21 protein-coding genes and 1 other annotated feature are annotated in these 26,776 nt (G+C 40.0%); of the genes, 19 read left to right on the top strand and 2 right to left on the bottom strand.

The window, feature by feature from the left end:
- The first annotated feature begins 55 nt into the window (after positions 1-55).
- The 11 genes from ilvC (at position 56) to yihA (ending at position 15,238) form a co-directional block, all read left to right on the top strand.
- Positions 56-1,084, top strand: coding sequence for a ketol-acid reductoisomerase (ilvC, locus tag JFV29_RS20465; RefSeq protein ID WP_201186066.1), 1,029 nt, complete (start codon positions 56-58; stop codon positions 1,082-1,084).
- Positions 1,071-2,606, top strand: coding sequence for a 2-isopropylmalate synthase (locus JFV29_RS20460; RefSeq protein WP_201186065.1), 1,536 nt, complete (start codon positions 1,071-1,073; stop codon positions 2,604-2,606). The genes ilvC and JFV29_RS20460 overlap by 14 nt, the downstream gene beginning before the upstream one ends.
- Positions 2,607-2,621: 15 nt before the next feature.
- Positions 2,622-3,734, top strand: a complete 1,113-nt coding sequence (gene leuB / locus JFV29_RS20455; RefSeq protein ID WP_053347187.1) for a 3-isopropylmalate dehydrogenase — start codon at positions 2,622-2,624, stop codon at positions 3,732-3,734.
- Between the two features lie 69 nt (positions 3,735-3,803).
- The gene (leuC, locus tag JFV29_RS20450) at positions 3,804-5,213 is read left to right on the top strand and encodes a 3-isopropylmalate dehydratase large subunit (protein WP_201186064.1); all 1,410 of its coding nucleotides are present in this window, start codon (positions 3,804-3,806) and stop codon (positions 5,211-5,213) included.
- A 28-nt stretch (positions 5,214-5,241) separates the two neighbouring features.
- Positions 5,242-5,841 carry a 3-isopropylmalate dehydratase small subunit gene (gene leuD, locus JFV29_RS20445; RefSeq protein WP_201186063.1) on the top strand — a complete coding sequence of 200 codons (600 nt, stop codon included), beginning with the start codon at positions 5,242-5,244 and terminating at the stop codon, positions 5,839-5,841.
- Positions 5,842-6,006: 165 nt separating this feature from the next.
- Positions 6,007-7,041: a tetratricopeptide repeat protein gene (locus tag JFV29_RS20440; protein WP_056525606.1), complete on the top strand. Its 1,035-nt coding sequence runs from the start codon at positions 6,007-6,009 to the stop codon at positions 7,039-7,041.
- Positions 7,042-7,226: 185 nt separating this feature from the next.
- On the top strand, positions 7,227-8,519 hold the full coding sequence (gene tig, locus JFV29_RS20435) for a trigger factor (RefSeq protein ID WP_201186062.1): 1,293 nt from the start codon (positions 7,227-7,229) through the stop codon (positions 8,517-8,519).
- A gap of 432 nt (positions 8,520-8,951) precedes the next feature.
- Positions 8,952-10,220, top strand: coding sequence for an ATP-dependent protease ATP-binding subunit ClpX (gene clpX / locus JFV29_RS20430; RefSeq protein ID WP_053347182.1), 1,269 nt, complete (start codon positions 8,952-8,954; stop codon positions 10,218-10,220).
- Positions 10,221-10,414: 194 nt separating this feature from the next.
- Complete coding sequence (gene lonB, locus JFV29_RS20425; RefSeq protein ID WP_201186060.1) at positions 10,415-12,085, top strand: ATP-dependent protease LonB; 1,671 nt, start codon at positions 10,415-10,417, stop codon at positions 12,083-12,085.
- Positions 12,086-12,338: 253 nt separating this feature from the next.
- A complete protein-coding gene (gene lon / locus JFV29_RS20420; RefSeq protein ID WP_053347180.1) occupies positions 12,339-14,660 on the top strand; it encodes an endopeptidase La in 2,322 nt (773 codons plus the stop codon).
- Positions 14,657-15,238: a ribosome biogenesis GTP-binding protein YihA/YsxC gene (gene yihA / locus JFV29_RS20415; RefSeq protein ID WP_053347179.1), complete on the top strand. Its 582-nt coding sequence runs from the start codon at positions 14,657-14,659 to the stop codon at positions 15,236-15,238. The genes lon and yihA overlap by 4 nt, the downstream gene beginning before the upstream one ends.
- Before the next feature lie 72 nt (positions 15,239-15,310).
- Here yihA and JFV29_RS20410 read toward each other — a convergent pair whose 3' ends face one another.
- On the bottom strand, positions 15,311-15,793 hold the full coding sequence (locus JFV29_RS20410) for a LiaF transmembrane domain-containing protein (RefSeq protein ID WP_201186058.1): 483 nt from the start codon (positions 15,791-15,793) through the stop codon (positions 15,311-15,313).
- A 252-nt stretch (positions 15,794-16,045) separates the two neighbouring features.
- Between JFV29_RS20410 and hemA the strand changes: the two genes are divergently transcribed.
- From hemA to ysxE, 8 genes are all read left to right on the top strand, one after another.
- Positions 16,046-17,395 (top strand): glutamyl-tRNA reductase, encoded by a 1,350-nt coding sequence (hemA, locus tag JFV29_RS20405; protein WP_201186056.1) that lies wholly within the window; start codon positions 16,046-16,048, stop codon positions 17,393-17,395.
- Between the two features lie 22 nt (positions 17,396-17,417).
- A complete protein-coding gene (locus tag JFV29_RS20400) occupies positions 17,418-18,236 on the top strand; it encodes a cytochrome C assembly family protein (RefSeq protein WP_223305461.1) in 819 nt (272 codons plus the stop codon).
- A gap of 9 nt (positions 18,237-18,245) precedes the next feature.
- Positions 18,246-19,178: a hydroxymethylbilane synthase gene (gene hemC, locus JFV29_RS20395; protein ID WP_053347175.1), complete on the top strand. Its 933-nt coding sequence runs from the start codon at positions 18,246-18,248 to the stop codon at positions 19,176-19,178.
- On the top strand, positions 19,178-19,975 hold the full coding sequence (locus JFV29_RS20390) for a uroporphyrinogen-III synthase (RefSeq protein WP_201186055.1): 798 nt from the start codon (positions 19,178-19,180) through the stop codon (positions 19,973-19,975). The genes hemC and JFV29_RS20390 overlap by 1 nt, the downstream gene beginning before the upstream one ends.
- Positions 19,972-20,967: a porphobilinogen synthase gene (gene hemB / locus JFV29_RS20385; RefSeq protein ID WP_201186054.1), complete on the top strand. Its 996-nt coding sequence runs from the start codon at positions 19,972-19,974 to the stop codon at positions 20,965-20,967. The genes JFV29_RS20390 and hemB overlap by 4 nt, the downstream gene beginning before the upstream one ends.
- A 36-nt stretch (positions 20,968-21,003) precedes the next feature.
- Positions 21,004-22,293 (top strand): glutamate-1-semialdehyde 2,1-aminomutase, encoded by a 1,290-nt coding sequence (hemL, locus tag JFV29_RS20380; RefSeq protein WP_056525582.1) that lies wholly within the window; start codon positions 21,004-21,006, stop codon positions 22,291-22,293.
- A 1,085-nt stretch (positions 22,294-23,378) separates the two neighbouring features.
- Positions 23,379-24,797, top strand: coding sequence for a stage VI sporulation protein D (gene spoVID, locus JFV29_RS20375; protein WP_201186053.1), 1,419 nt, complete (start codon positions 23,379-23,381; stop codon positions 24,795-24,797).
- A 162-nt stretch (positions 24,798-24,959) separates the two neighbouring features.
- Positions 24,960-26,039, top strand: coding sequence for a spore coat protein YsxE (ysxE, locus tag JFV29_RS20370; protein WP_342366578.1), 1,080 nt, complete (start codon positions 24,960-24,962; stop codon positions 26,037-26,039).
- A 56-nt stretch (positions 26,040-26,095) separates the two neighbouring features.
- Here the strand turns inward: ysxE and JFV29_RS20365 are convergent, their stop codons facing one another.
- Positions 26,096-26,287 carry a hypothetical protein gene (locus JFV29_RS20365; RefSeq protein ID WP_056525571.1) on the bottom strand — a complete coding sequence of 64 codons (192 nt, stop codon included), beginning with the start codon at positions 26,285-26,287 and terminating at the stop codon, positions 26,096-26,098.
- A gap of 236 nt (positions 26,288-26,523) precedes the next feature.
- Positions 26,524-26,753 (top strand) — a binding site (T-box leader).
- Positions 26,754-26,776: the final 23 nt, after the last annotated feature.

Genomic DNA, 26,776 nt, shown 5'->3' with positions numbered 1-26,776 from the left:
CTAAAAACAAAAACAACAAAAAACTAATGGATAAGAAAAGGGAGATGTAATTATTATGGCAAAAGTATATTATAACGCAGAAGCAAACGAGAATTTCTTCAACAATAAAAAGGTAGCAGTTATCGGATACGGTTCACAAGGACACGCACACGCACAAAACCTACGTGACAGCGGCGTTGAAGTAATCATCGGAATCAGAAAAGGTAAATCCTTCGATAAAGCTGTAGAAGACGGATTCAATGTATACACAGTTAAAGAAGCAGCTGAACAAGCGGATGTTATCATGAATCTATTACCGGATGAAACTCAACCAAAAGTATACCAAGAAGAAATTAAACCAGTATTGCGTGCAGGCCAAGCGTTAATGTTCGCACACGGATTCAACGTTCATTTCAATCAAATCGTTCCGCCAGCAGACGTAGATGTGTTATTGGTAGCTCCAAAAGGTCCTGGACATCTTGTTCGCCGCACATTTGAACAAGGAGCAGGTGTACCAGCATTGTTTGCCATCTATCAAGACGTTACAGGGGAAGCAAGAGAATTAGCACTTGCTTACGCTAGAGGAATCGGTTCATTAAGAGCTGGTGGCTTGGAAACAACATTCCAAGAAGAAACAGAAACAGATCTATTCGGAGAGCAAGCAGTACTTTGCGGCGGCTTAACTGCCCTTGTAAAAGCCGGTTTCGAAACCTTGACAGAAGCTGGATACCAACCGGAAGTTGCATACTTTGAGTGTTTACATGAACTTAAATTAATCATCGACCTTATGTATGAAGGCGGAATGGAAAACATGCGCTATTCCATTTCTGATACAGCACAATGGGGAGATTTCGTTTCTGGACCACGCGTTGTAACAGAAACTACTAAAGAAGCAATGAAAGCTATTTTGAAAGATATCCAAGACGGTGAGTTCGCTAAAGGATGGATTTTGGAAAACCAAGCAAATCGTCCAGTCTTCAATGCTATCAATAATCGTGAAAACCAACATCAAATCGAAGTAGTTGGTCGTGAGTTAAGAAAAATGATGCCATTTGTAAAACCTCAACAAAAAGAGAAAGAAGTGGTAGCCGTTGCGAAAAATTAATATATTTGAAACTACACTTCGAGATGGGGAGCAATCCGCTGGTGTAAATTTAAACTTTACAGAAAAGCTTGAAATTGCTTATCAGTTAGAAAGATTGGGTGTAGATATTATCGAAGCCGGTTTTCCGGCAGCATCCAAAGGAGATTTCAACTCGGTTCAGGAAATCGCGCGCAAAATCAGAAACAGCTCTGTTACAGGGCTGGCGCGCGCTGTAAAAGGAGATATTGATGCAGCTTGGGAATCATTAAGAGTCGGGGCAGAACCAAGATTGCATACGTTCATCGCAACTTCTCCCATTCACCGTGAATATAAGCTGAAAATGTCAAAAGAACAAGTGATTGAACAATCGATTGCGATGGTTAAGTACGGGGCAGAACGTTTTCCTATCGTACAATGGTCTGCAGAAGATGCGAGCCGTACAGAACTTGAATATTTGGCTGAAATCGTCGAAGCAGTCATTCAAGCGGGTGCAAAGGTTATTAATATTCCGGATACAGTAGGCTACGCTGCTCCAATCGAATACGGCAACATTTTCCGTTACCTGCGTGAAAACGTTCCTTCTATTGATAAGGTGAGTTTATCTGCACACTGCCATGACGACCTTGGAATGGCAACAGCTAACTCCTTGGCTGCCATCGAAGGCGGAGCAACACAAGTTGAAGGTACAATCAACGGCATTGGAGAGCGTGCTGGTAATGTGGCACTCGAAGAAGTAGCAATGGCTCTCTACATTCGTAAAGATTTCTATCAAGCTGAAACGGGCCTTGTTTTAAATGAAATTAAAAGATCCAGTGATTTGGTCAGCCGTCTAACGGGGATGCAGGTTCCAGCTAATAAAGCCATAATTGGTGCCAATGCTTACGCGCATGAATCGGGTATTCACCAAGATGGTATGTTAAAAGAAAAAACAACGTATGAAATCATTTCACCGGAACTTGTCGGCGTTGCATCTAATTCACTCGTTTTAGGTAAACATTCCGGACGACATGCTTTCAAAGAAAGATTGCAAGAGTTGAATTTTTCGGTAACTGATGAAGAAATGAACTCTTTATTCGTTCAGTTCAAGGAATTGGCTGATAACAAAAAGACAATGACGGATGAAGATATCGTGGCACTAGTGCTTGAAGAAAAAGCGACAGATATCAGTTTTTACGACCTGGTTTCTTTCCAGATTTCTCACGGTACACATCAGGTTGCGACAGCGACTGTTACGCTGAAAAAAGGCGATAACGAAGAAATTCAGGAAGCGGCAACTGGTGCAGGAAGTGTTGAGGCGCTTTATAATACGCTTGAAAGATGTTTGGGTAGCGAGATTAACTTGAAAGACTATCGGATTCAATCTGTAGGTGGCGGAATGGATGCCCTTGCACAGGTTTTTGTGAAAATCGATTTTAACGGTGTGGAAACGAGCGGACGCGGTCTCGATCAAGACGTTTTGGAAGCATCTGCTAAAGCATATTTGAACGCGGTGAACCGTGTGATCATCATGAAGGAATTAGAAGAAAAAGCAGTATTACAATAGAAAGGGGAGATTTCGATGAAAAGGAATATTGCGGTGCTTCAAGGAGATGGCATCGGGAAAGAAGTAACAAGAGGCGCTGTAGAAATTCTCGAAGCCGTTGCCCAAAGATATGGTCACGATTTTGAATTTCAATATGGTGAAATTGGTGGCGGGGCAATCGATAACACAGGATCGCCCCTGCCGGATGAAACAGTAGAGATTTGTAAAAACAGCGATGCGGTATTATTAGGTGCCGTTGGGGGACCGAAGTGGGATAATCAACCTGCACACCTAAGACCGGAACGAGGATTATTAAAAATCCGAAAAGATTTGAATCTCTATGCTAACATTCGACCAATCAGCTATTATTCCAGCTTATCGGAATCTTCACCTCTTAAAAAGGAATTCATTGAAGATGTAGATTTTGTTATTGTCCGAGAACTAACGGGCGGCCTTTATTTCGGAAAGCCGAGTGAACGGGTAGAAAGAGAAGGAAAAGAAGCGGTTGTCGATACTCTTTTCTATCAAAAAATCGAAATGCAGCGCATCATTGAACTTGCGTTTAAATTAGCATCTGATCGAAAGAAAAAAGTAACATCTGTTGATAAAGCCAATGTGCTTGAATCCAGCCGGATGTGGCGTGAAACGGCTGAAGAAATTGCAAAGGATTATCCGGATGTAGAGCTTGAACATATGCTTGTGGATAATGCAGCCATGCAACTTATTAAAAATCCAAAACAATTTGATATTGTCGTAACAGAGAATATGTTTGGCGATATTCTAAGCGATGAAGCGTCTGTATTAACTGGTTCGCTTGGAATGCTTCCTTCCGCCTCAATATCTACTCAAGGGCCGAATTTATATGAACCAATTCATGGCTCTGCACCTGATATTGCAGGCAAAAATTTAGCTAATCCTATCGGAACTATTTTATCGGCGGCATCGATGCTACGCTTATCCTTTGGCTTGGAAAATGAGGCAAATGCTGTTGAGCAAGCTGTGGAAACGGTACTCGATTATGGGTTAAGAACAGGTGATATTGCAAATGGGCAATCAAACATTACTTCTACTTCAGAAATGATTGCCGAAATAAAAGCGAATCTTTTAGACCAGGAAGCTATTTCCAACATCATGGGAGCTTATGCATAAACTTCTTTCACGGCCTAACATTAGGCCGTGTTTTTTAAAAAAATATAAAATTAATCGAGGTGGATACAGATGGGCAAGTCGATAATAGAAAAAATATGGGATCGGCATATTGTAAATGATGAGGAAAATAAACCGGATTTATTGTATATAGACCTTCAATATATTCATGAAGTAACCTCTCCTCAAGCATTTGAAGGATTGAGATTAAAAGGGCGTAAAGTTAGAAGACCGGATCGTACATTCGCGACAATGGATCATAATGTGCCAACTGTTAATCGCTATTTCATCGAGGATGATATTGCAAGAAAACAGTTAGAAGCACTTGACCAAAACTGTAAGGAGTTTGGCATCCGCCTTGCTGATTTAGACAGTCCGGAACAAGGAATCGTTCACGTTATTGGTCCTGAATTAGGTCTTACACAGCCGGGGATGACGATTGTTTGTGGTGACAGTCATACCTCTACACATGGCGCATTCGGATCGATTGCGTTTGGCATAGGAACAAGTGAGGTCGAACACGTTTTGGCTACACAAACTCTATGGCAAACAAAACCAAAAACATTAAAGCTTGAGGTTAATGGAAAGCTTGGTCAAGGTGTGATGGCGAAAGATGTCATTTTATATGTGATTTCTAAATTCGGTGTCGATTTTGGTACTGGACATATCATTGAATACTGTGGCGAAGTATTCAGAGATATGTCAATGGAAGAAAGAATGACGGTATGTAATATGTCGATTGAAGGCGGAGCAAGAGCGGGGCTTGTGGCTCCTGATGAAACAACATTCTCTTATTTAAAAGGTCGTAAATATGTGCCAAAAGGAGTGGAATTCGAACAATATGTTCAGGATTGGAAGTCGCTTGCCAGTGATGAAGATGCGGTCTATGACCAGGAAATAACTCTTGATGGCAGCCTAATTTCGCCGATGGTCAGCTGGGGAACAAACCCAGGAATGGCGAGTGGAGTTGACGGTAATGTGCCGACCTTTGCTGAAGATATCATCGATTCAAAAGAACTGAATCGTGCTCTGGAGTATATGGGTCTTGAAGAAGGTATGCCAATAACGAATATTCCTGTTCAGCATGTATTCATTGGATCTTGTACAAATTCCCGCATTGAGGACTTGCGACAAGCAGCAGAAATGATAGATGGTCAGACTGTTCAAAAAGGTGTTCGAGCGATGGTCGTACCAGGTTCACAAAGTGTTAAAAGACAAGCGGAAGATGAAGGTTTGGATGAAATTTTCAAATCCGCAGGCTTTGAGTGGCGTGAATCAGGATGCAGCATGTGCTTAAGTATGAATCCGGATGCCGTTCCATCTGGTGAGCACTGTGCATCCACTAGTAATCGGAACTTTGAAGGACGTCAAGGTGCTGGAGCAAGGACTCACTTAGTTAGCCCGGCAATGGCTGCAGCAGCGGCCATTTATGGGAAATTTGTCGATATTAGAAACTTGAAAAAAGCTGAACAAGTTCATTAAGAATACGAATTAGCTGGAGGTGCAGAGAATGGAACCCATTACTATATATAAAGGAAGAGCCGCGGCACTTGACCGTAAAAATGTGGATACAGATCAAATCATTCCAAAGCAATTTTTAAAACGAATCGAGCGAAGTGGATTTGGTGAATTTTTATTCTATAACTGGCGTTTTGATGAGGATGGAAAGGAACGGCCCGATTTTGAATTAAATCAGCCTCATAATCAAAACACGTCCATTTTAATTGCAGGTGAAAATTTCGGTTGTGGTTCTTCACGTGAGCATGCTCCATGGTCGTTGAAAGATTACGGATTTGATATTGTCATCGCACCGTCTTTTGCTGATATTTTTAAAAGTAACTGCATGAAAAATGGGATGGTTCCTATTGCTTTAACGCAGGATGAAGTTAAGTATTTAATGGAGAGAGTGTCAGCGCCTGACTATGAGTTGACGATTGATCTGCCTAATCAAACATTGATAGATGGTCAAGGGTTTGAAGCAAGCTTTGAGATTCATCCATATTGGAAGGAAATGCTAGTCAAAGGCTGGGATGAAATTTCTATTACACTTCAATATGATGAAGAGATTTCTGCTTATGAACAACAAAAAAAGGTTGTTTCTAGTATTTAATTGAAGAACAAATCTCCCGTTCTTTCTTTCTTATTTGAAAGGGGCCGGGATTTTTTTGTGAAGAAAAAAAGGTGGAAAGTGTTCATTCACCCTTATAATTTTTGTATTTCATACTATTACATGCTAAACTGTTTTTCAAAAAGCGACGGTGAGGCGGAAAACAGGATGGATAATAAGAACAACCAAAAGAAAGCTGAAGAGACCAAGATTATCTCCTTTCCAAATCTCGGTGAAAGGTTGATAGTAAAAGGGTTAGATGAGCTCGGGAACAGAAACTTTAGAGATGCTGCACTGCTCTTTAGCCAAGCTCGGGAGTTTGAGCCCGAAAATGATGAAGTCTGTATGGGACTAGTGGTCTCCCTTGTCGAACTTGAGTATTATGAGGAGTCAAAAGAGTTGTGCCAAGAGATGTTGAACAAAGGCATCGGTGATTATTTTCAACTCATCAATATCTATTTAATGGTGCTTTTACAATTAAGTGAGCATCAGGAAATGGTTACGACTATTGAAATGCTATTTGAAGAAAATCAAATACCATTTGATAAAGAGGAACATTTTGAAAAGATGCTTCAGTTCAGTAAAAGGGCTCTTGAAGATAAAAAAGAGGAAGCGGACAGGCAAAAACAACAGCTTGCAGAGGAATTAAAAGAGGATGAGCTGTTTGAAGGGAAAACGGATAATGAAATGTTCTTAGTTATTTCAAAACTGACGAATATAAATATTCGACCATTTATCCCTCAAATCGAACAATTTCTACAACAAGAACAAGGCCATCCGTTTTTTAAAACGATGCTCCTTAACATCCTTACCGACCAGGAATATAACGAAGAAGTGACACTTAAGAAATTCTCTAAAGCAAAGTCCGTAATTCCAAAAGAATTAGCAGGCTTGAAGGAGACGGAATTTTATAAGAAGGTTACCAGTCTTACAGAAGCGGAAATCAGTCAGAAAAACCCAAGCTTATTTGAAATGGTGCATAGTTTAATCGAGCGGCATTCCTTTCTATTATATCCGTTTGAACCGGAACCAGAAAGCCTGCCAGTATGGGCGGCTGCCTATCATGCATTAGCAGAAGAATACATGGCAGGAGAAAATATCAGCGGGAAGATAGCGGACATATACTTGGCTGATGAGGAAGCAGTTGAGGATATTCTATCCTATATTAAAGAAATCGAGGAAATTTCTTATCCCATTATTTAACCTATAGCTGTTGTAACAGATTAATCCTGTGGTATAATGTAGTGGTTGTAATGTATAATCGTCTAATTTTGACGATTTCCCAATAATTTTTTTGGGTATTTTTGAAGGATGACTTGTTAACACTTGCAAAGCATATTCATCCAATGCTTATTATTGAAGTATATAGATTTTTTGGAGGGAAACACATGTCTGTAAAATGGGAAAAACAAGAAGGTAATCAAGGCGTATTAACAATTGAAGTTGACGCTGCAAAAGTAAACGAAGGTTTAGACGCAGCTTTCAAAAAAGTAGTAAAACAAGTAAACGTACCTGGCTTCCGTAAAGGTAAAATGCCACGTCAAATGTTCGAAAAAAAATTCGGCGTAGAATCTCTTTATCAAGATGCTCTTGATATTATTCTTCCAGATGCTTATGCAAATGCTGTCGAAGAAGCTGGAATTCAGCCTGTAGATCGTCCAGAAATCGACATCGAGAAAATGGAAAAAGGCGAAAACTTAATTTTCACTGCAACTGTAACAGTTAAGCCTGAAGTTAAATTAGGAGATTACAAAGGTGTTGAAGTTGAAAAATTCAATACTGAAGTAACTGACGAAGATGTTGAAAATGAATTAAAAACTTTGCAAGAGCGTCAAGCTGAGCTTGTTGTTAAAGAAGAAGGACAAGCTGCTGAAGGCGATACAGTTGTTCTTGACTTCGAAGGATTCGTTGATGGTGAAGCATTTGAAGGTGGAGCTTCTGAAAACCATTCATTAGAAATCGGTTCTAACTCTTTCATTCCTGGTTTTGAAGAACAACTAGTTGGTCTTGAAACTGGCGCTGAAAAAGATATCGAAGTAACATTCCCAGAAGAATACCATGCTGCTGAACTTGCAGGTAAACCAGCTGTATTCAAAGTGAAAATTCACGAAATCAAAACAAAGCAACTTCCTGAGTTGGATGATGAGTTCGCGAAAGATGTTGACGACGAAGTTGAAACATTAGCTGAACTTAAAGAGAAAACAAAACATAAATTAGAGCATGACAAAAAACACGAAGAAGAAAACTTCGTACAAAACACTGTAATTGGTAAAGCTGTTGAAGGTGCAGAAATGGACGTTCCTGAAGCAATGATTTCAAACGAAGTAGACCGCATGATGAATGAGTTTTCTCAACGCATTCAATCACAAGGACTAAACTTGGATCTTTACTACCAATTCTCAGGTCAAGACGAAGAAGCTTTAAAAGCACAAATGAAAGAAGAAGCTGAAGGACAAGTTCGTACAAGCCTAACTCTTGAAGCAATTGCTGAAGCTGAAAAACTTGAAGCAACTGACGAAGATGTAGAAGCTGAACTTGGTCAAATGGCTGAAATGTACAAAATGGAAGTAGAAGCAATCAAACAAGCTCTTGGAAACTTAGATGGAATTAAAGGCGATCTTAAAATTAAGAAAGCAATTGACTTCTTGGTTGAAAACAGCAAAACAGTTGAAGCAAAATAATTTTAATAAGTAAGTAGATTTTAATATTTTCTTCAAAAAAACAAGGCGCGAGTAATCGTGCCTTGTTTTATACATATTGAGAATTTGTGGAAATTTAAAATTATCAGTTATTTCCTGATTGATTTTTTTGGGATTTCAGTGTAGATTAGTTCTAATACCGCATATACATATTTATACAACAAATCCTTATTTTAAAAATCAAAAGTTTTGGGCATACTGGTAAAGGGCAAATACATATTGATTGGATTATTGTACTTATTGAACAACTCGCAAGCGTGAGCATTATTGTTACTAAACTTCCAAGAAACATGATAAAATGCAAAACATACTAGGAGTTTTGGAATGCTTTAGTAGATGTGTGTCTTTTTTTATTAGGAATTAGATACCACTACTGTAATAGAGTTGGAAGAGTATTTAAAGGGGTGAATGTTTATGTTTAAATTTAATGATGAAAAAGGACAGTTAAAATGTTCTTTTTGCGGTAAAACACAAGAACAAGTCCGTAAACTGGTTGCTGGTCCAGGTGTATATATTTGTGACGAGTGTATCGAGCTTTGTACGGAAATCGTTGAAGAAGAGCTGGGTACTGATGAAGAAGTTGAATTCAGGGATGTACCTAAGCCAATGGAAATTCGTGAAATTCTTGACGAATATGTGATTGGACAAGAACAGGCGAAGAAATCTTTAGCTGTTGCTGTTTACAATCATTACAAACGTATCAATTCCAATAGCAAAGTCGACGATGTAGAGCTTTCTAAAAGTAACATCGCTTTAATCGGACCGACGGGAAGCGGGAAAACTCTTCTTGCGCAAACATTAGCACGTCTTCTGAATGTTCCTTTTGCTATTGCTGATGCAACTTCATTAACGGAAGCTGGATATGTAGGGGAAGATGTGGAAAACATCCTTCTTAAATTGATCCAAGCTGCTGATTATGATGTGGAAAAAGCGGAAAAAGGCATCATTTATATCGATGAAATTGATAAAGTTGCCCGTAAATCTGAAAACCCTTCTATTACACGAGATGTGTCTGGTGAAGGTGTGCAACAAGCGTTGCTAAAAATTCTTGAAGGAACGGTTGCTAGCGTACCGCCACAAGGGGGACGTAAACATCCTCATCAAGAGTTCATCCAAATCGACACTACCAATATTTTATTCATCTGCGGCGGTGCCTTTGATGGCATCGAACCAATCATCAAACGCCGTCTTGGTCAAAAAGTTATCGGTTTTGGCTCTGATGTGAAAAAGGATGATGTTGCAGAAAAAGAATTGCTTTCTAAAGTTCTTCCTGAAGACTTACTTCGTTTCGGATTGATTCCGGAATTCATCGGCCGTCTTCCAGTAATTGCTACTCTTGAGCAATTAGACGAAGCTGCATTGATTGAAATCCTGACAAAACCGAAAAATGCTCTTGTGAAACAATACCAAAAATTACTTGAGCTGGACGATGTTGAATTGGAATTCGAACCGGAAGCGCTAAGTGAAATTGCTAAAAAGGCAATAGAACGTAAAACAGGTGCACGTGGTCTGCGTTCTATTATTGAAGGCATCATTCTTGAAGTGATGTTTGATCTTCCTTCCCGTGACGATGTTGCAAAATGCGTAATCACAGGTAGTACGATTTCGAAAAATGAATCTCCAAAGCTAGTCCTTAAAGACGGTACAACCATCAAAGGACAAGAAAAGAAAACATCTGCTTAACTTAATAAAAACGTAAAGACTGTCAGTTCATGCTGGCAGTCTTTTTTTTGCTTTTTAGGATGTCATGATGGAAATTTGCTGATGTTTACGATTAAAACTCCAAAATTTACAACCTGAATTTCTTGGATAATTTCGACCTGCCCTAGGAGATACTAACAGAAATGACAAACTAGGCGAGTGCAGGAGGGAATACGATGAATTGGACAGGAATAGCGTTGTTTATCCAGCTGTTTTTTGGGATTGTAATTGGATTGTATTTTTTGAATTTATTGAAAGGTCAGCGGACGCAAAAAGTTTCTATTGACCGTGATTCACGAAAAGAAATGGATCAATTACGAAAGATGAGGTCGATTTCGTTAACAGAGCCATTGGCCGAAAAGGTTAGGCCATGTACGTTTAACGAAATTGTCGGTCAGGAAGATGGCATTAAATCCTTAAAGGCGGCCTTATGTGGGCCGAATCCTCAGCATGTGATTATTTACGGTCCCCCAGGAGTAGGGAAAACAGCAGCTGCTAGGCTTGTATTAGAAGAGGCGAAAAAAAATGGGAAATCTCCTTTTAAAAATTCGGCTGTGTTTGTTGAATTGGATGCGACTACAGCTAGATTCGATGAGCGGGGTATTGCCGACCCATTAATTGGGTCTGTGCATGATCCAATTTATCAGGGAGCTGGAGCAATGGGCCAGGCTGGTATTCCACAGCCAAAGCAGGGTGCTGTTAGCAATGCTCATGGAGGCGTATTGTTTATAGATGAAATAGGAGAGCTTCATCCAATACAGATGAATAAGCTGTTAAAAGTGTTGGAAGATCGTAAGGTGTTTCTCGAAAGTGCCTATTATCAAGAAGAAAATCAAAATATTCCTACTCACATTCATGATATTTTTAAAAATGGACTCCCGGCTGACTTTCGCTTGATTGGAGCCACAACCAGGACGCCAAATGAAATTGCACCTGCGATTCGCTCGAGATGTATTGAAGTGTTTTTCCGTGAACTTGACCGGGAAGAAATCATTACAGTTGCTAAAAATGCCTCCGATAAAGTAGGAATCACGATTAGTGAAAAAGGATTACAATCGATTTCGGATTATGCCCGAAATGGTAGAGAAGCTGTTAATATGATTCAGACTCTCGCGGGTATTTCGATTAATGAAAACCGATCATTTATAAGGGAAGAAGATATTGATTGGATGGCTCATAGCAGCCAACTGACACCGCGAATGGATCGAAAAATTGAATCTAATTCAAAAATAGGCCTCGTTAACGGTCTTGCCGTCTATGGGCCCAACAGCGGGGCATTGCTAGAAATTGAGGTAACGGTTATGGCGGCCTCTAATGAAAGCGGTTCGATAAATATAACCGGTATTGTTGAAGAAGAAAGCATCGGCGGGGGGAATGGGAAATCAATCCGCCGCAAGAGCATGGCAAAAGGTTCAATTGAAAATGTAATCACGGTTTTACGTTCGATGGGAGTGCCGGCCGACCAATTTGATATCCATGTAAACTTTCCTGGTGGAAGTCCTGTAGATGGCCCTTCAGCGGGAATTGCAATGGCTACAGGTATATACTCGGCAATCTATAAAATCCCTGTTGATCACACACTAGCGATGACTGGAGAAATCAGCATTCATGGCGGCGTTAAACCGATTGGCGGAGTTATTCCGAAAATCAAGGCTGCAAAACTGGCTGGAGCAAAGACAGTAATCATTCCAGCAGAAAACATGCAGCCATTGCTCCAAGAAATCAAGGATATTGAGATCATTCCCGTTTCGAATGTGAAAGAAGTATTTGACCGGGCACTGAAAAAAGAGTTGATGTCGGAACAAATTCTCACATCCTTGGACCTATCGAAAAAAGAAAGTGTATAAAAGAAATGCCCCGGTTTGATCAGACCGGGGCATTTTAAGGACCATAACAATTTCACGAAATAAACCTAACAGAAAAATAATAGCTTATTCATACGTGCTTTTTTATCTAATATTGGAGATAATAAAAGCAGTAGAAACGTGTTAAGGTAAACAAATAGACACTTCTATATAAATAGGATAGAATTGTTAAAAGGTTGAGAACATGGGTAAATAGTTTACAACGACGATACTAATTAGATGGAGGTGTCAGGAAATGACTGATAAAGAAATCATCGTCCCCCTCCTGCCGCTTAGAGGACTGCTTGTATATCCAACGATGGTACTTCATTTAGATGTAGGCCGAGATAAATCGGTACAAGCCCTTGAGAAAGCAATGGTGGAAGACCATCTTATATTTTTGACGACACAGCAAGATGTTTCGTTGGACGAACCAGGTGAAGAAGATTTATTTACAATGGGGACTTTAACAAAGGTAAAACAGATGTTGAAGCTTCCAAACGGTACAATCCGAGTGTTGGTGGAAGGATTAAACCGAGCAGAGGTCATCGAATTTTACGATTATGAGACACATTATGGTGCCAAGATTAAAATATATGAAGACAGCGATGAAAAAGATGCGGAACATCAAGCATTAATGCGTACTTTGCTGGATTATTTTGAACAATACATAAAGATGTCCAAGAAAATAACCGGTGAAACCTTTTCAGCTACTTCCGATATTGAAGAGCCGGGAAGACTAGCTGATATAATTGCTTCGCATTTGCCTTTGAAATTGAAGGAAAAGCAAGAAGTACTTGAGACTATTGATATGAAAAAACGTTTAAGCCGTGTTATTGAGATCATTAATAACGAGAAAGAAGTTCTTTTTCTTGAGAAAAAGATCGGTCAGCGTGTTAAACGTTCCATGGAGCGGACGCAAAAAGAATATTATTTGCGTGAACAGATGAAAGCGATTCAAAAGGAATTGGGAGATAAAGAAGGCAAAACAGGTGAAATTACCGTTCTTACTGAAAAGATAGAAGAAGCGGATATGCCGGAGCATATTAAAGAAACAGCATTAAAGGAATTGGACCGTTATGAAAAGGTTCCGTCAAGCTCAGCTGAAAGTTCCGTCATCCGCAACTATATTGATTGGTTAATCTCGCTTCCTTGGTCTAAAGCTTCGAAAGACGACTTGAATATTCATAAAGCTGAAAAAATTCTAAACCGTGACCATTATGGGTTGGAAAAGGTAAAAGAGCGGGTACTTGAGTATTTAGCTGTTCAGCAATTGACCAATTCATTGAAGGGACCAATCCTTTGCTTAGTGGGCCCTCCTGGGGTTGGGAAAACAAGCTTGGCTAAATCAATCGCTGCATCCCTGAACCGGAATTTCGTTCGGGTTTCCTTAGGTGGAGTGCGTGATGAATCAGAAATCCGTGGGCACCGCCGTACCTATGTAGGGGCAATGCCAGGCCGGATCATCCAGGGTATGAAAAAAGCTGGAACGATTAATCCTGTCTTTTTACTGGATGAAGTGGATAAGATGTCAAATGACTTTAGGGGAGATCCATCTGCAGCGATGCTTGAAGTGCTCGATCCGGAGCAAAATCATAATTTCAGTGACCATTATATAGAGGAAACCTATGACCTTTCCAAAGTTATGTTCATTGCAACTGCGAATAATTTGGGCACAATTCCGGGGCCGCTTCGTGATCGTATGGAAATCATTTCGATTGCGGGTTATACTGAAATAGAGAAACTTCATATTGCCAAGGATCATTTACTGCCTAGACAGTTAGAAAACCATGGTTTATTGAAGACCCAACTGCAAATTCGTGAGGAAGCCCTTACTAAAATCATCCGTTATTATACCCGGGAGGCTGGTGTCCGGAGTCTGGAACGACAGCTTGCAAGCATCTGTCGAAAGACTGCGAAAATCATCGTATCCGGAGATAAAAAACGGGTTGTCATTTCTGAAAAGAATGTCGAGGAGTTTTTAGGGAAAACGATGTTCCATTATGGACAAGCGGAAGTCGAGAACCAAGTCGGTGTCGCTAATGGATTAGCTTACACGTCGGTAGGTGGCGATACGCTACAAATCGAGGTTTCTTTATCACCAGGTAAAGGCAAGCTTATTTTGACAGGAAAACTTGGCGATGTAATGAAAGAATCGGCTCAGGCTGCTTTTAGTTACGTCCGTTCGAAAACCGAGAAACTTCATATTGATACGAACTTCCATGAAAAATATGATATTCATATTCATGTTCCTGAAGGTGCTGTCCCTAAGGATGGTCCTTCCGCAGGCATCACGATTGCAACAGCGTTAATATCGGCCCTTACTAATAGGCCGATCAGAAAAGAGGTAGGCATGACAGGCGAAATTACATTACGCGGACGAGTTCTTCCAATCGGCGGCCTTAAAGAAAAATCTTTAGCGGCTCACCGGGCAGGACTTACGAAAATCATCATCCCGCAAAATAACGAAAAGGATATTGATGATATCCCGGAAAGTGTCCGTAAAGAATTAACATTTGTTCCAGTTTCACACGTTGATGAAGTCCTTGAGCATGCATTGGTAGGTGTGAACGAATGAAAGTAACAAGTTCAGATATTGTCATAAGTGCTGTAAAGCCTGAACAATATCCAAACACTCCAATCCCGGAGTTTGCCTTAGCGGGTCGTTCCAATGTAGGGAAATCGAGTTTTATTAACAAAATGATTAATCGAAAAAATTTGGCGCGTACTTCCTCTAAACCAGGTAAGACGCAGACGTTGAATTTTTACATCATAAATGAAGCACTTCATTTTGTGGATGTACCGGGTTATGGCTATGCAAAGGTTTCTAAAACTGAGCGTGATGCATGGGGGAGAATGATCGAAACGTATTTCACCTCCCGTGACCAGCTTCGTGCTGCGCTCTTAATCGTCGATTTGCGTCATCCACCGACTAAGGATGATATCGCAATGTATGAATTCCTAAAGCATTATGACCTGCCACGGATTGTTATCGCCACAAAAGCGGATAAAATTCCAAAAGGCAAATGGCAGAAGCACTTAAAAGTCACACGCCAAACGCTTAATATGGAAAGGGAAGATGAATTGCTTCTTTTCTCAGGAGAAACAGGCGAAGGAAAAGAACAGGCCTGGGGCGTTCTTAAGAAATATATGTAACAAAAAGAAAAGGGTATTCCGTATATGGAAATACCCTTTTCTGCATGAAATTCGCCTTGATTTTTTAAAGCTTTATTTTTTTCGGATTAATATGTAAACCCCAATTCCCATCAACACAAACGGCCAAAACTTTTCAATATTTGCCGTACTTGTTTCGAGGATGCCGAAAGAAGTAGAGATTTTATCATAAAATAAAATAAGGATTGAGATGATAAATAATATCATCCCATGTAACATTCCAGAATTTGTTTTGCGGGCACGGAGAATAAATCCTAGAGATATGATTAAAATAAAGATACCTATATTATCCGGCCAAATATCTAGGTTCTCAACGATATGGAAATGAGCGCCGAACCCGAGCAAAATGACGCCGGGAAGGATTGAATCAAATTCATTACCGCTATAAGCCTGTATTAAGAAGGCGATACCAACGATACATAATAAGGTGGGCCAGCTAAAAAAGCCTGGAAAGATTTCTATTTGTGAATGTTCAAGAAAAAAATAGAGTCCGAAACCGATTAAAACGATTCCAGGGAAAATATGTTGCGTTTTCATTTTATCCTCCTATCCAATTCGATTACTTGAAGTTTTTGGGCATTTTTGATATGGTACTTTTGTACACAATGTCGAAGTATGTATATAAATTACAAATCACCGCTCTAATACCTTTTATAGCTTTTCAGGTGTTTTGGCAGTCTTAATGGTAGCATACGTTTTCATAAACTGTTCATATTATTTGCGTGAATCAATTTTAGTACATGGTATAATAAATTTACATGAAAAATTTTGGGGGTGCAAAAAAAAAGGATGCATATTCTAGCGGTTGGTATTAATTACAAAACTGCCCCTGTAGAAATTCGGGAAAAACTGTCGTTTAACGAAGCCGAACTTGCCGAGGCAATGAAAGCTCTTAAAAATAAAAAAAGCATCTTGGAAAATGTTATTATTTCAACATGTAATAGAACGGAAATATTTGCGGTCGGTGACCAACTTCATACAACCCGATATTATATCAAGGAATTTCTTTCAGAATGGTTTAACATCGATAAGGAAGAATTCTCTAAATATCTGTTTATCTATGAAGGCGATGGAGCAGTCGAGCATTTATTTTCAGTTACTTGCGGCTTGAATTCCATGATTCTTGGAGAAACACAGATTTTGGGACAAGTTCGCTCAAGCTATATGTTAGGTCAGAAAGAAGATACGCTTGGTACGGTTTTTAACCATCTCTTCAAGCAATCCCTTACATTAGCAAAAAAGGCTCATTCAGAAACGGAAATTAATACGAATGCAGTTTCTGTTAGCTATGCGGCAGTCGAGCTTGCAAAAAAAATCTTCGGTGGACTAAACGGCAAGAATGTCTTGATTCTTGGTGCAGGAAAAATGGGAGAACTGGCTATTCAAAATCTGCACAGTAACGGTGCAGATAGTATTACGGTTATCAACCGTACGTATCAGAAAGCAGTCGACTTGGCTGAAAGATTTAATGGTAAAGCAAAACAGCTTCAAGAGTTGCAATGTGCCTTAGTGGAAGCGGATATTTTAATTACTTCCACTGGTTCAAAAAATCTTCTCGTAACAAAAGAAATGATGACGTTCGTGAACAAGCTTCGCAAAGGTCGTCCTATTTTCATGGTCGACATCGCAGTACCGCGTGACCTTGATCCAAAATTAGCTGAGCTGGAGAATGTCTTCTTGTATGACATTGATGATCTTGAGGGAATAGTGCAAGCGAATATTGAGGAGCGTAAAAAAGCAGCTGAGAAAATCGAATTAATGATTGAATCAGAAATTGTTGATTTTAATCAGTGGATTAATTTGCTTGGCGTAGTTCCTGTTATTTCCTCTTTACGTGAAAAATCACTGTCGATTCAAAAGGAAACGATGGAAAGCATTGAGAGAAAACTTCCACACTTAAGCGAACGCGACAAAAAAGTTCTGAACAAGCATACGAAGAGCATTATCAACCAAATGCTGAAAGATCCGATTTTATATGCCAAAGAACTTGCAGATGAGCCGAATGCAAAAGAGCAATTAAATAATTTCGTGAAGATCTTTCATTTAGAGGAATTGATTGAAGAACAGTTGGTAGTGGATGACGAAAATGAACGGAACAGCGCCAAGACATCCCTATTAAATCCAGTTCCTGTCCAGTAATGAGGTAGATATGGAATTACTAATGACAAGATTACATGAAGCCACTGTATTGTTGTATGCCATCAGTATGCTTTTATATTTTATTGACTTCCTTAATAATAACCAGAAGGCGAATAAAGTTGCCTTCTGGTTGCTTTCTATTGTTTGGGTGCTGCAAACAATTTTTTTGTTTCTATATGTAATGAAAACGGGAAGGTTTCCGGTATTGACGATTTTTGAAGGCTTATATTTTTATGCATGGGTCCTCATTTCGTTATCATTAATTATTAATCGATTGCTTAGAGTCGATTTTACGGTCTTCTTTACCAATGTATTAGGCTTTATGGTTATGGCTATTCATACCTTTGCACCAGTTCAGATAGAATCAGAAGTGCTCGCACAGCAGCTCGTTTCAGAGCTTTTGCTCATACATATTACGTTTGCCATTCTATCTTATGGGGCTTTTACACTTTCTTTCGTATTTTCCCTACTCTACTTAATTCAATATGATTTATTGAAACGAAAAAAATGGGGGAAACGACTGCTTCGTCTCGGAGATTTAACAAAACTTGAGCATATGTCATATGTCCTTGCAGTAATCGGAGTCCCATTATTAGTGGTCTCCCTTATCTTAGGAATTCAATGGGCCTATATAAAAGTACCTGGAGTATCCTGGCTGGATATGAAAATTATCGGCTCATTTATTTTGCTCATCGGTTACAGCGTGTTTTTATACTTGAAAATTCGGAAACAAATGTATGGAAGGACACTAGCCTTTCTGAATATTGGATCTTTCATGATTGTGTTAATTAACTTTTTCCTTTTTGGAAGCCTTTCAACATTCCACTTTTGGAATACATAGGAGGAAATTATGAGAAAAATTATTGTCGGTTCTAGACGTAGTAAATTAGCGATTACCCAAACGAACTGGGTTATTAATCAACTTAAAGAGCTTGGTGTTCCATACGAGTTCGAGGTGAAGGAAATTGTCACAAAAGGGGATCAAATCCTCGATGTAACGCTTTCTAAAGTAGGAGGCAAAGGCTTATTTGTAAAAGAAATCGAACAAGCTATGCTTGATAAAGAAATCGATATGGCTGTACATAGTATGAAAGATATGCCGGCGGTACTTCCAGAAGGCTTGACGATTGGCTGCATTCCACCGAGAGAAGACCACCGAGATGCCTTGATTTCAAAAAACCATGAAACTCTATCTGAACTGAAGCCAGGTTCTATCATAGGGACAAGCAGTTTACGCCGTGGTGCACAAATCCTAGCAAGAAGACCAGACCTTGAAATTAAGTGGATTCGCGGTAATATCGATACCCGCCTGAATAAGCTGAAAACTGAAGATTACGATGCTATTATTTTAGCTGCTGCCGGACTTTCAAGAATGGGATGGAAGCAGGACGTCGTAACAGAATTTTTAGATGAAGATATTTGTATACCAGCAGTTGGCCAAGGAGCACTTTCTATTGAATGCCGTGCTGACGATCAAGATTTACTGGCTGAGCTTGCGAAATTCACCTGTGAAAAAACGAAAAGAACAGTTGAAGCAGAACGTGCATTTTTAGATAAAATGGAAGGCGGCTGTCAGGTGCCGATTGCCGGCTTCGCGGTAGCAAAAGACAATGGAGATATTTCATTAACTGCATTGGTCGCTTCTCCGGATGGTAAATTAATTTATAAAGAAATGGTTGAAGGGTCTGACCCAGAAGCAGTTGGACATAATGCTGCTAAACTTATTAGTGAATTTGGCGGTAAAGAGTTAATCGATCGTGTAAAAGAGGAGCTTGATCAGTAATGAAGCCCTTTCAACCTCTCAAAGATTATCAGGTGTTAATCACCAGAGGGAAAAGACAGGCTGATGGATTAAAAGCTTCGATTGAAAAAAATGGTGGAACTCCGCTTCTCGTTCCTTTGCTTGAGTTCACTCTTCCTGATCATCGGGAAGAAGTGCAGCTGCGGTTAGAAGAATTAGATAGCTACGACTGGATTATTTTAACTAGTCAAAATGGGGTTGAATTCCTCTTTGCACTTCTCGGAAAAAAGCCTGTTAGGCTTCCAAAAATGGCTGTTATCGGTTCAAAAACAGAAGAAGCACTGAAGCGCCATGGATATGTGGCGGATTTTATTCCATCTCAGTTTGTTGCTGAAGGTTTTGTTTCGGAGTTCATTTCACTACTTCAACCTGGATCCCGCGTTTTGCTGGCAAAAGGAAATCTCGCGCGCACGGTCATTGCGGATGAGATTAATAAAACTGGTGCCTCCTGTGATGAAGTGATTGTTTATCATACCGTACTTCCTGATGAGAGTGAAAGAAAACTTGTTCAACTGATAGTGAGTCGAAAAATTGATGCAATAACCTTTACAAGCTCTTCAACGGTAGAGCACTTCTTACAGATTATAGACCGCAATAAATTGGGTACATACATAGAAAGCATTATCATTGCTTGCATCGGACCAATTGCTGCTAAAACGGCTTCTAAACATGGTTTAACTGTCGATGTGTGTCCAGATGTTTATACGACAGAAGCAATGGTTGAGGAATTAATACGATTCATTGTAAAAAAGAATAATAAGGGAGGAACTTTAAAATGAAAGACATTCCATTCAATCGCCACCGTCGCCTGCGTGCAAGTGCTGGCATGCGAGCTCTAGTCCGTGAAACACAATTGCATAAAGAGGATTTAATCTATCCGATTTTCGTCATTGACGGAGAAAACGTAAAAAATGAAATTAGCTCGATGCCCGGTATTTATCAGCTTTCTATGGATAATCTGGGAGCAGAAATGGATGAAGTCGTGAGTCTAGGCATTAAATCAGTCATTTTATTTGGTGTCCCTTTTGATCATGATAAAGACGAACATGGCACAGGTGCTTTTCATCATAACGGTCTTGTACAAGAGGCGACACGTTTTATCAAAAAACAATACCCGGAAATCATTGTCATTGCTGATACATGTCTTTGTGAGTATACAAGCCATGGCCATTGTGGAGTCGTTGAGGGAGACAAGATTTTAAACGATGCTTCTCTTAACCTTCTTGCAAAAACAGCTATTAGCCAGGCCGAAGCGGGCGCTGATATCATTGCACCCTCTAACATGATGGACGGATTTGTTGCGGCCATTCGTGCAGGTTTGGATGAAGCGGGTTATGAAGATATCCCAATCATGTCCTATGCTGTAAAATATGCTTCAGCCTTTTACGGCCCATTCCGTGAAGCTGCGAATGGCGCGCCACAATTTGGTGACAGGAAGACGTACCAAATGGATCCTGCGAATCGTCTTGAAGCGTTCCGTGAAGCGGAATCAGATGTTGCTGAAGGTGCGGATTTCTTAATCGTGAAACCAGCCCTTTCTTATATGGACATCATCAGAGATGTAAAAAATAACTTTAATCTTCCTGTTGTTTCATACAATGTGAGCGGAGAATATTCCATGGTAAAAGCTGCGGCCAATAATGGCTGGATTGATGAAAAAGCAATTGTAATGGAAATGCTGACAGGCTTAAAACGTGCAGGATCGGACCTAATCATTACGTATTTTTCAAAAGAGGTAGCACGCTGGATTGATGAAGATAATAAAAGATAAAAAAATATAACCTGTTAGAGAAAAGGGGACTGAATCATGCGGTCATATGAAAAATCGAAAAAAGCGTTTGCTGAAGCAAAAAATTTGATGCCGGGCGGCGTGAACAGCCCGGTCCGTGCCTTTAAATCTGTGGACATGGACCCCATTTTCATGGAGCGTGGCAAAGGCTCGAAAATGTATGATATCGATGGCAATGAATATATAGACTACGTTCTTTCCTGGGGACCGCTTATCCTGGGTCACACGAATGATCGTGTCGTTGAATCACTGAAAAAGGTAGCGGAATCAGGTACAAGCTTCGGAACCTCTACCGTGGTTGAAAATGAATTGGCTAAGCTCGTCATTGAACGGGTTCCTTCGATTGAGATGATTCGTATGGTCTCTTCAGGAACAGAAGCAACTATGAGTGCTTTAAGATTAGCACGAGGATATACTGGCCGTGATAAAATCCTGAAGTTTGAAGGTTCTTATCATGGACATGGTGATTCCTTGTTAATTAAGGCCGGATCTGGCGTTGCAACGTTAGGTCTACCAGATAGCCCGGGTGTACCAGAAGGCATTGCAAAAAATACAATTACAGTGCCATATAATGATCTTGCAGCAACAAAATATGCGTTTGAGCAATTTGGCGAAGACATCGCCTGTATCATCGTGGAGCCTGTTGCGGGGAACATGGGTGTCGTGCCACCACAACCTGGTTTCTTGGAAGGCCTGCGCGACTTGACGACCCAATACGGGGCTCTATTGATTTTTGATGAAGTTATGACAGGTTTCCGAGTCGGTTATAATTGTGCACAAGGCTATTTTGGCATTGAGCCGGACCTGACTTGTCTTGGTAAAGTTATTGGCGGAGGTTTACCGGTCGGAGCTTTCGGAGGTAAACGTAAAATCATGGAACAAATTGCACCGAGTGGAACAATCTATCAAGCAGGAACATTATCTGGAAACCCGCTTGCCATGACAGCCGGACTTGAAACGCTGAGCCAATTGACTCCAGAATCTTATGAAGAGTTTACCCGTAAAGGTGACATGCTCGAAAAAGGCATTGGAGAAGCTGCTAAAAAATATGGTGTTCCGCATACATTTAACCGTGCTGGTTCAATGATCGGACTTTTCTTTACGAATGAAGATGTAGTTAATTATGATACAGCAAAAACTTCTGATTTAGAGTTCTTTGCTTCCTATTATAGGGAAATGGCAAACCAAGGTATCTACTTGCCGCCGTCCCAGTTCGAAGGTTTATTCCTATCTACTGCACATAGTGATGAAGATATCGAAAAGACCATTGCAGCAACTGAACAAGCTTTTGCGAAATTAAAAAAATAATCTAAAGCTAATTGAAACACTAATAAAACTCTTAAAACAGGCTACCATTATCCAAAAACTTTTGGAGAAAGGTAGCCTGTTTTTTTATTGAATTTTAATCAATAAGTAGGCCAAAAAAAAGTTTGTAGGCCGAAAGTGGAGGAAGGCCGAAATAAATGGTTGAAGGCCGAATAAATGGTTGAAGGACGAAATAAATGGTTGAAGGCCGAATTAAAGTGGTTGAAGGCCGAAATAAGTGGTTGAAGGACGAAATATATGGATGAAGGCCGAAATAAATGGTTGAAGGCCGAATAAATGGTAGAAGGCCGAATTAAATGGTAGAAGGCCGAAATAAATGGTTTAGGGCCGAATAAATGGTAGAAGGCCGAATTAAAGTGGATGAAGGCCGAATTAAAGTGGATGAAGGCCGAAATAAATGGTAGAAGGCCGAATTAAATGGTAGAAGGCCGAAATAAATGGTTGAAGGCCGAAATAAATGGTTGAAGGCCGAAATAAATGGTTGAAGGACGAAATAAATGGTTGAAGGCCGAATTAAATGGTTGAAGGCCGAATTAAAGTGGAGGAAGGACGAATTAAATGGCGGAAAGGCCGAATAAAAGTGGAGGAAGGCCGAAATAAATGGTTGAAGTCCGAATAAAAGTGGATGAAGGCCGAATTAAAGTGGTTGAAGGCCGAAATAAATGGTTGAAGGCCGAATAAATGGTTGAAGGCCGAATAAAAGTGGAGGAAGGCCGAATTAAAGTGGTTGAAGGTCGAATTAAATGGTTGAAGGCCGAAATAAATGGTAGAAGGACGAATTAAAGTGGAGGAAGGCCGAAATAAATGGTAGAAGGCCGAAATAAATGGTTGAAGGCCGAATAAATGGTTGAAGGCCGAAATAAATGGTTGAAGGCCGAAATAAATGGTAGAAGGCCGAATTAAAGTGGATGAAGGACGAATTAAATGGCGGAAAGGCCGAATAAAAGTAGATGAAGGGCTTAAGGGCAAGATGGTTTCCAATGAAATTAAGGAATAATCAATAGCCTTTCTTCATAGATTGTTATTGGTATAGGTACCGTTTCCTGAAGCTGAAAGGAGGAGTTGTCTTGTCGCAAGAAAATGAATCGTATTTACGATTTTCTTTAGAGGAATCCGTTTGGTTCCAGAAGGGACAGGAAGTGGCTGAGCTATATTCCATTTCCCTCGATCCAAATGTGACGATTCAAGAAAGTGATCAATATGTTTTTATACGAGGCTCGTTAGATTTATGCGGTGAATACAAAGACTCGGAAAATGGTGAACAAGAGGAATTTTCACAGACCTTTATGCCAAAAGCCGTTCAAAAGGTTGAGAGGAATCTCGATGGACTCAATGAGTTCACACACCGTTTTCCGGTTGATATAACGATTCCGAATAATCGGATTGCCTCATTAGATGAAATTGATGTCTCGATTCAAAGTTTTGATTATGCTCTACCTGAGCATAACTGTTTAAAATTGCAGGCGGATTTGTTGATAACCGGAATTTATAATGATTCATATGTGGAAGAACGTACCGATACGGAACTGGAGGTCGTGGAAACAGAAACCGAGGAACAAGAAGAAACAGACGAAGAAAATGAGTCATACATTCCATATGCGGCTGGGGTCCCGCCAATCCCAGATTTTCAACCGGTGTTTCGTGATGAGCAGGAAGAAGAGTTATACACGCCATTTTCTGCCGAGGCAAAACGAGTGTTTGAAACCGAGGAAGAAGATGATGAGGAGCCTATCTATTTAAGTGAACAGCATAATGCTCCAGTTTTTGAAATTCCTGTTTCACCGTATCCAGAAGAGGAGCAGTGGGAAGAAGTAAACAGGGAAGAAGCCGAAGAGGAAGAAGAAGTGATTTACCTAATTGATCGCCATAGTCATCCAATTGATAAGATTCCGGAGTCACCCATTCAAGATGAGAATCTAGAGGCAGAAGTTAGCAGACTGGTAAAAGCCGTAGAGAACCCGGAGATTAAGAAAGAAGAAGAATCGGTTTATGTAAGTAATCAACAAAATGTCCCATTTAGTAAGAATCCTGTATCGCCATTTGGATCCGAGGAAGTCGACCGGCAGGAAAAAGCTGTTGATAAAGCAGGCCCTATCCTCAATGAGCATGTGAAAGTAGCAAACGAAGAGGAACACCATTCATCTATAAGGGATTTGTTTAAAAGAAAAGAAAATCCAGAGCCACCAGCCAAAGAAGTTAAAAATTATAAAGGCAGAAAACAAGCCTCGGAACGTGATGATAAAGAGACGACAGAGCACGCGGATAAGCATTTATCCATTATGGATTTATTCGGACGAAAACAAGAGGAAGAACTGGTCAGGATGAAGGTTTGCATTGTTCAGCAAGGGGAAACGTTGGATGATTTGGCACAGCGCTATGATGTTACTGTTCAATCTATACTCTTCAGCAATGAATTGGAGTCGAATCAGAACGTTCATGAAGGGCAAGTCATTTATATACCGAAGGCGATTGCTTATAAAAATTAAGTACGGCAGAGAGCAGAGCAGATGGCACTGCTCCTGTTTTTTACTATAGTAATTGAGTTGTAATTTAATAAACGAAAGACAATCTAAGAAAGTAAGATTGAATGTGACTACGCCTTTGGTGGCTATAGGAATCCAATTGGCGAGTTTTTTTAGAGAAAGTGAGTGAGTCTCGTGAGGGAAAACGAGAATCAGCAGACTAATAATTGGGATAGGGACACAGGAGAAGTTTTGAAAGAATATGCCCTATATGTACAATATATAGAGGATTTCGGACGAGTGAAAAAAGTCTATAGTGATCGCGGTACATTTGCCTTGAAGTCCATTTTACCGCACAACGGCATTGATTTTATCAAAAATGTTCAAAAACTGTATCATCGCGGGTATAACCGAATTGTTCCCATTTATCAAACGATGGATCAACGTTATGCGGTTCTTCATAATGGTCGTTTGTATTACCTGATGCCCTGGTTGAATAACGAGAGAAACGGAGAGCGTGATGAAAGCCATAAGCAAATGTTCAGGGAGCTTGCCCGGATGCATACGTTGTCTGTAAAAGAAATAGTAGTGGATATTGAGGAACGAGAATCTCATTATGAGCGAACATTGGATTCCTGGAATAACGAGAAGGATTTTATGGATGAGTATATTGATAGCTGTGAAAAGAAATGGTATATGTCTCCATTTGAAATGACGGTTTGTTCCTTTTTCACAGATATATCACAGGCACTGAGGTACTCGATTAAGAAGTTTGAAACGTGGTATGAAAAAACAAAGGAAAGTGAAAAAATCCGGACTGTTGTCACGCATGGAAAGGTCTCATTAAAGCATTTTGTTTATGATGAACGTGGATATGGTTACTTTATTAATTTCGAGAATTCGAATACGGCACCGCCTCATTTCGATTTACTCCCATTCCTAGTCAAATCGGCGAGGACCTATCCTGTCCAATGTGATGACTGTGTCGATTGGCTATATAACTATCTCCGTTATTTCCCGTTAAAAGAAGAAGAATTGCTGCTGATGCAAAGCTATCTTGCTTTTCCGGGATCGGCTCTAGATATAGTGAAGAATTATTCGGACGGCAGAGGCCATAGAACAGAACTAGATAATGTAACCCAACTGCAGCGGCAATTTTGGCTCCTGAAGAATATTGAATATATGGTGATGAAAATCGAAGATATTGAACAGAAGAAAAAGGCGGATACTGAAGCTGTTAAAGAAGAGCAATCACCCCCAAGCTAAATATACATGATTGGATTACCTCCAGTCATGTATATTTTTTTTCTGTAGGGGAATAATTAAATCCATTCGAAATATAAAGACATAGCTAAGAAAATAAATGCGATTAGCAGAAGCATATCGAAGAAAGTAGGGAAAATCAGCGTCCGCAACCCTTGGAATACTATAAAAGGGATAATGAACTGCTGGCAAACACCGCGGAATTTTTTCATCCAAGGCGGTAAAGTATAAGGGGAATATTTTCGTTTCATATTATTACCTTCCTTTGTAGGACTTCTTATATTCTATGGGTATGAGGTGGAAAAGGTGAGAAAGCCGTCACAGGAACTTATCTTAGAGGATAGAATAAAGAAAAAGACTGAATGGCAAGACTTAATAGCCTAAAGTGAGAATACTTTAAGAAAGTATTCGAAAGATGATTGACTGGAGCCCTATTTTTTTTGTACTATATACTATATGCGTTTAGTGATTTTACATATGAATATAAATGAATGCAAAGACCGGAAATAGTAAGATGAAATGCGCTTTTCAGAGAGGGAACCGTTGGTGAGAGGTTTCTAAGTTGGCAGCATCAGAAGTCGTCCGCGAGCAGTTTTCGTGAAAGTTATTTAGTAGCGATGGCCGGTGAAGAGCCGTTATCCCATTTGAGAGCCGAAGAAGATTCTTTTCTTTTTCGGAAAAAAGGTGGCACCGCGAACAACTTCCTTCGTCCTTTTGTGATGATGGAAGTTTTTTTTATG

This window comes from Peribacillus sp. TH16 (assembly GCF_016651095.1).
Lineage (GTDB): Bacteria > Bacillota > Bacilli > Bacillales > DSM-1321 > Peribacillus > Peribacillus butanolivorans.
This window is presented reverse-complemented; position numbering and strand designations above follow the sequence as displayed.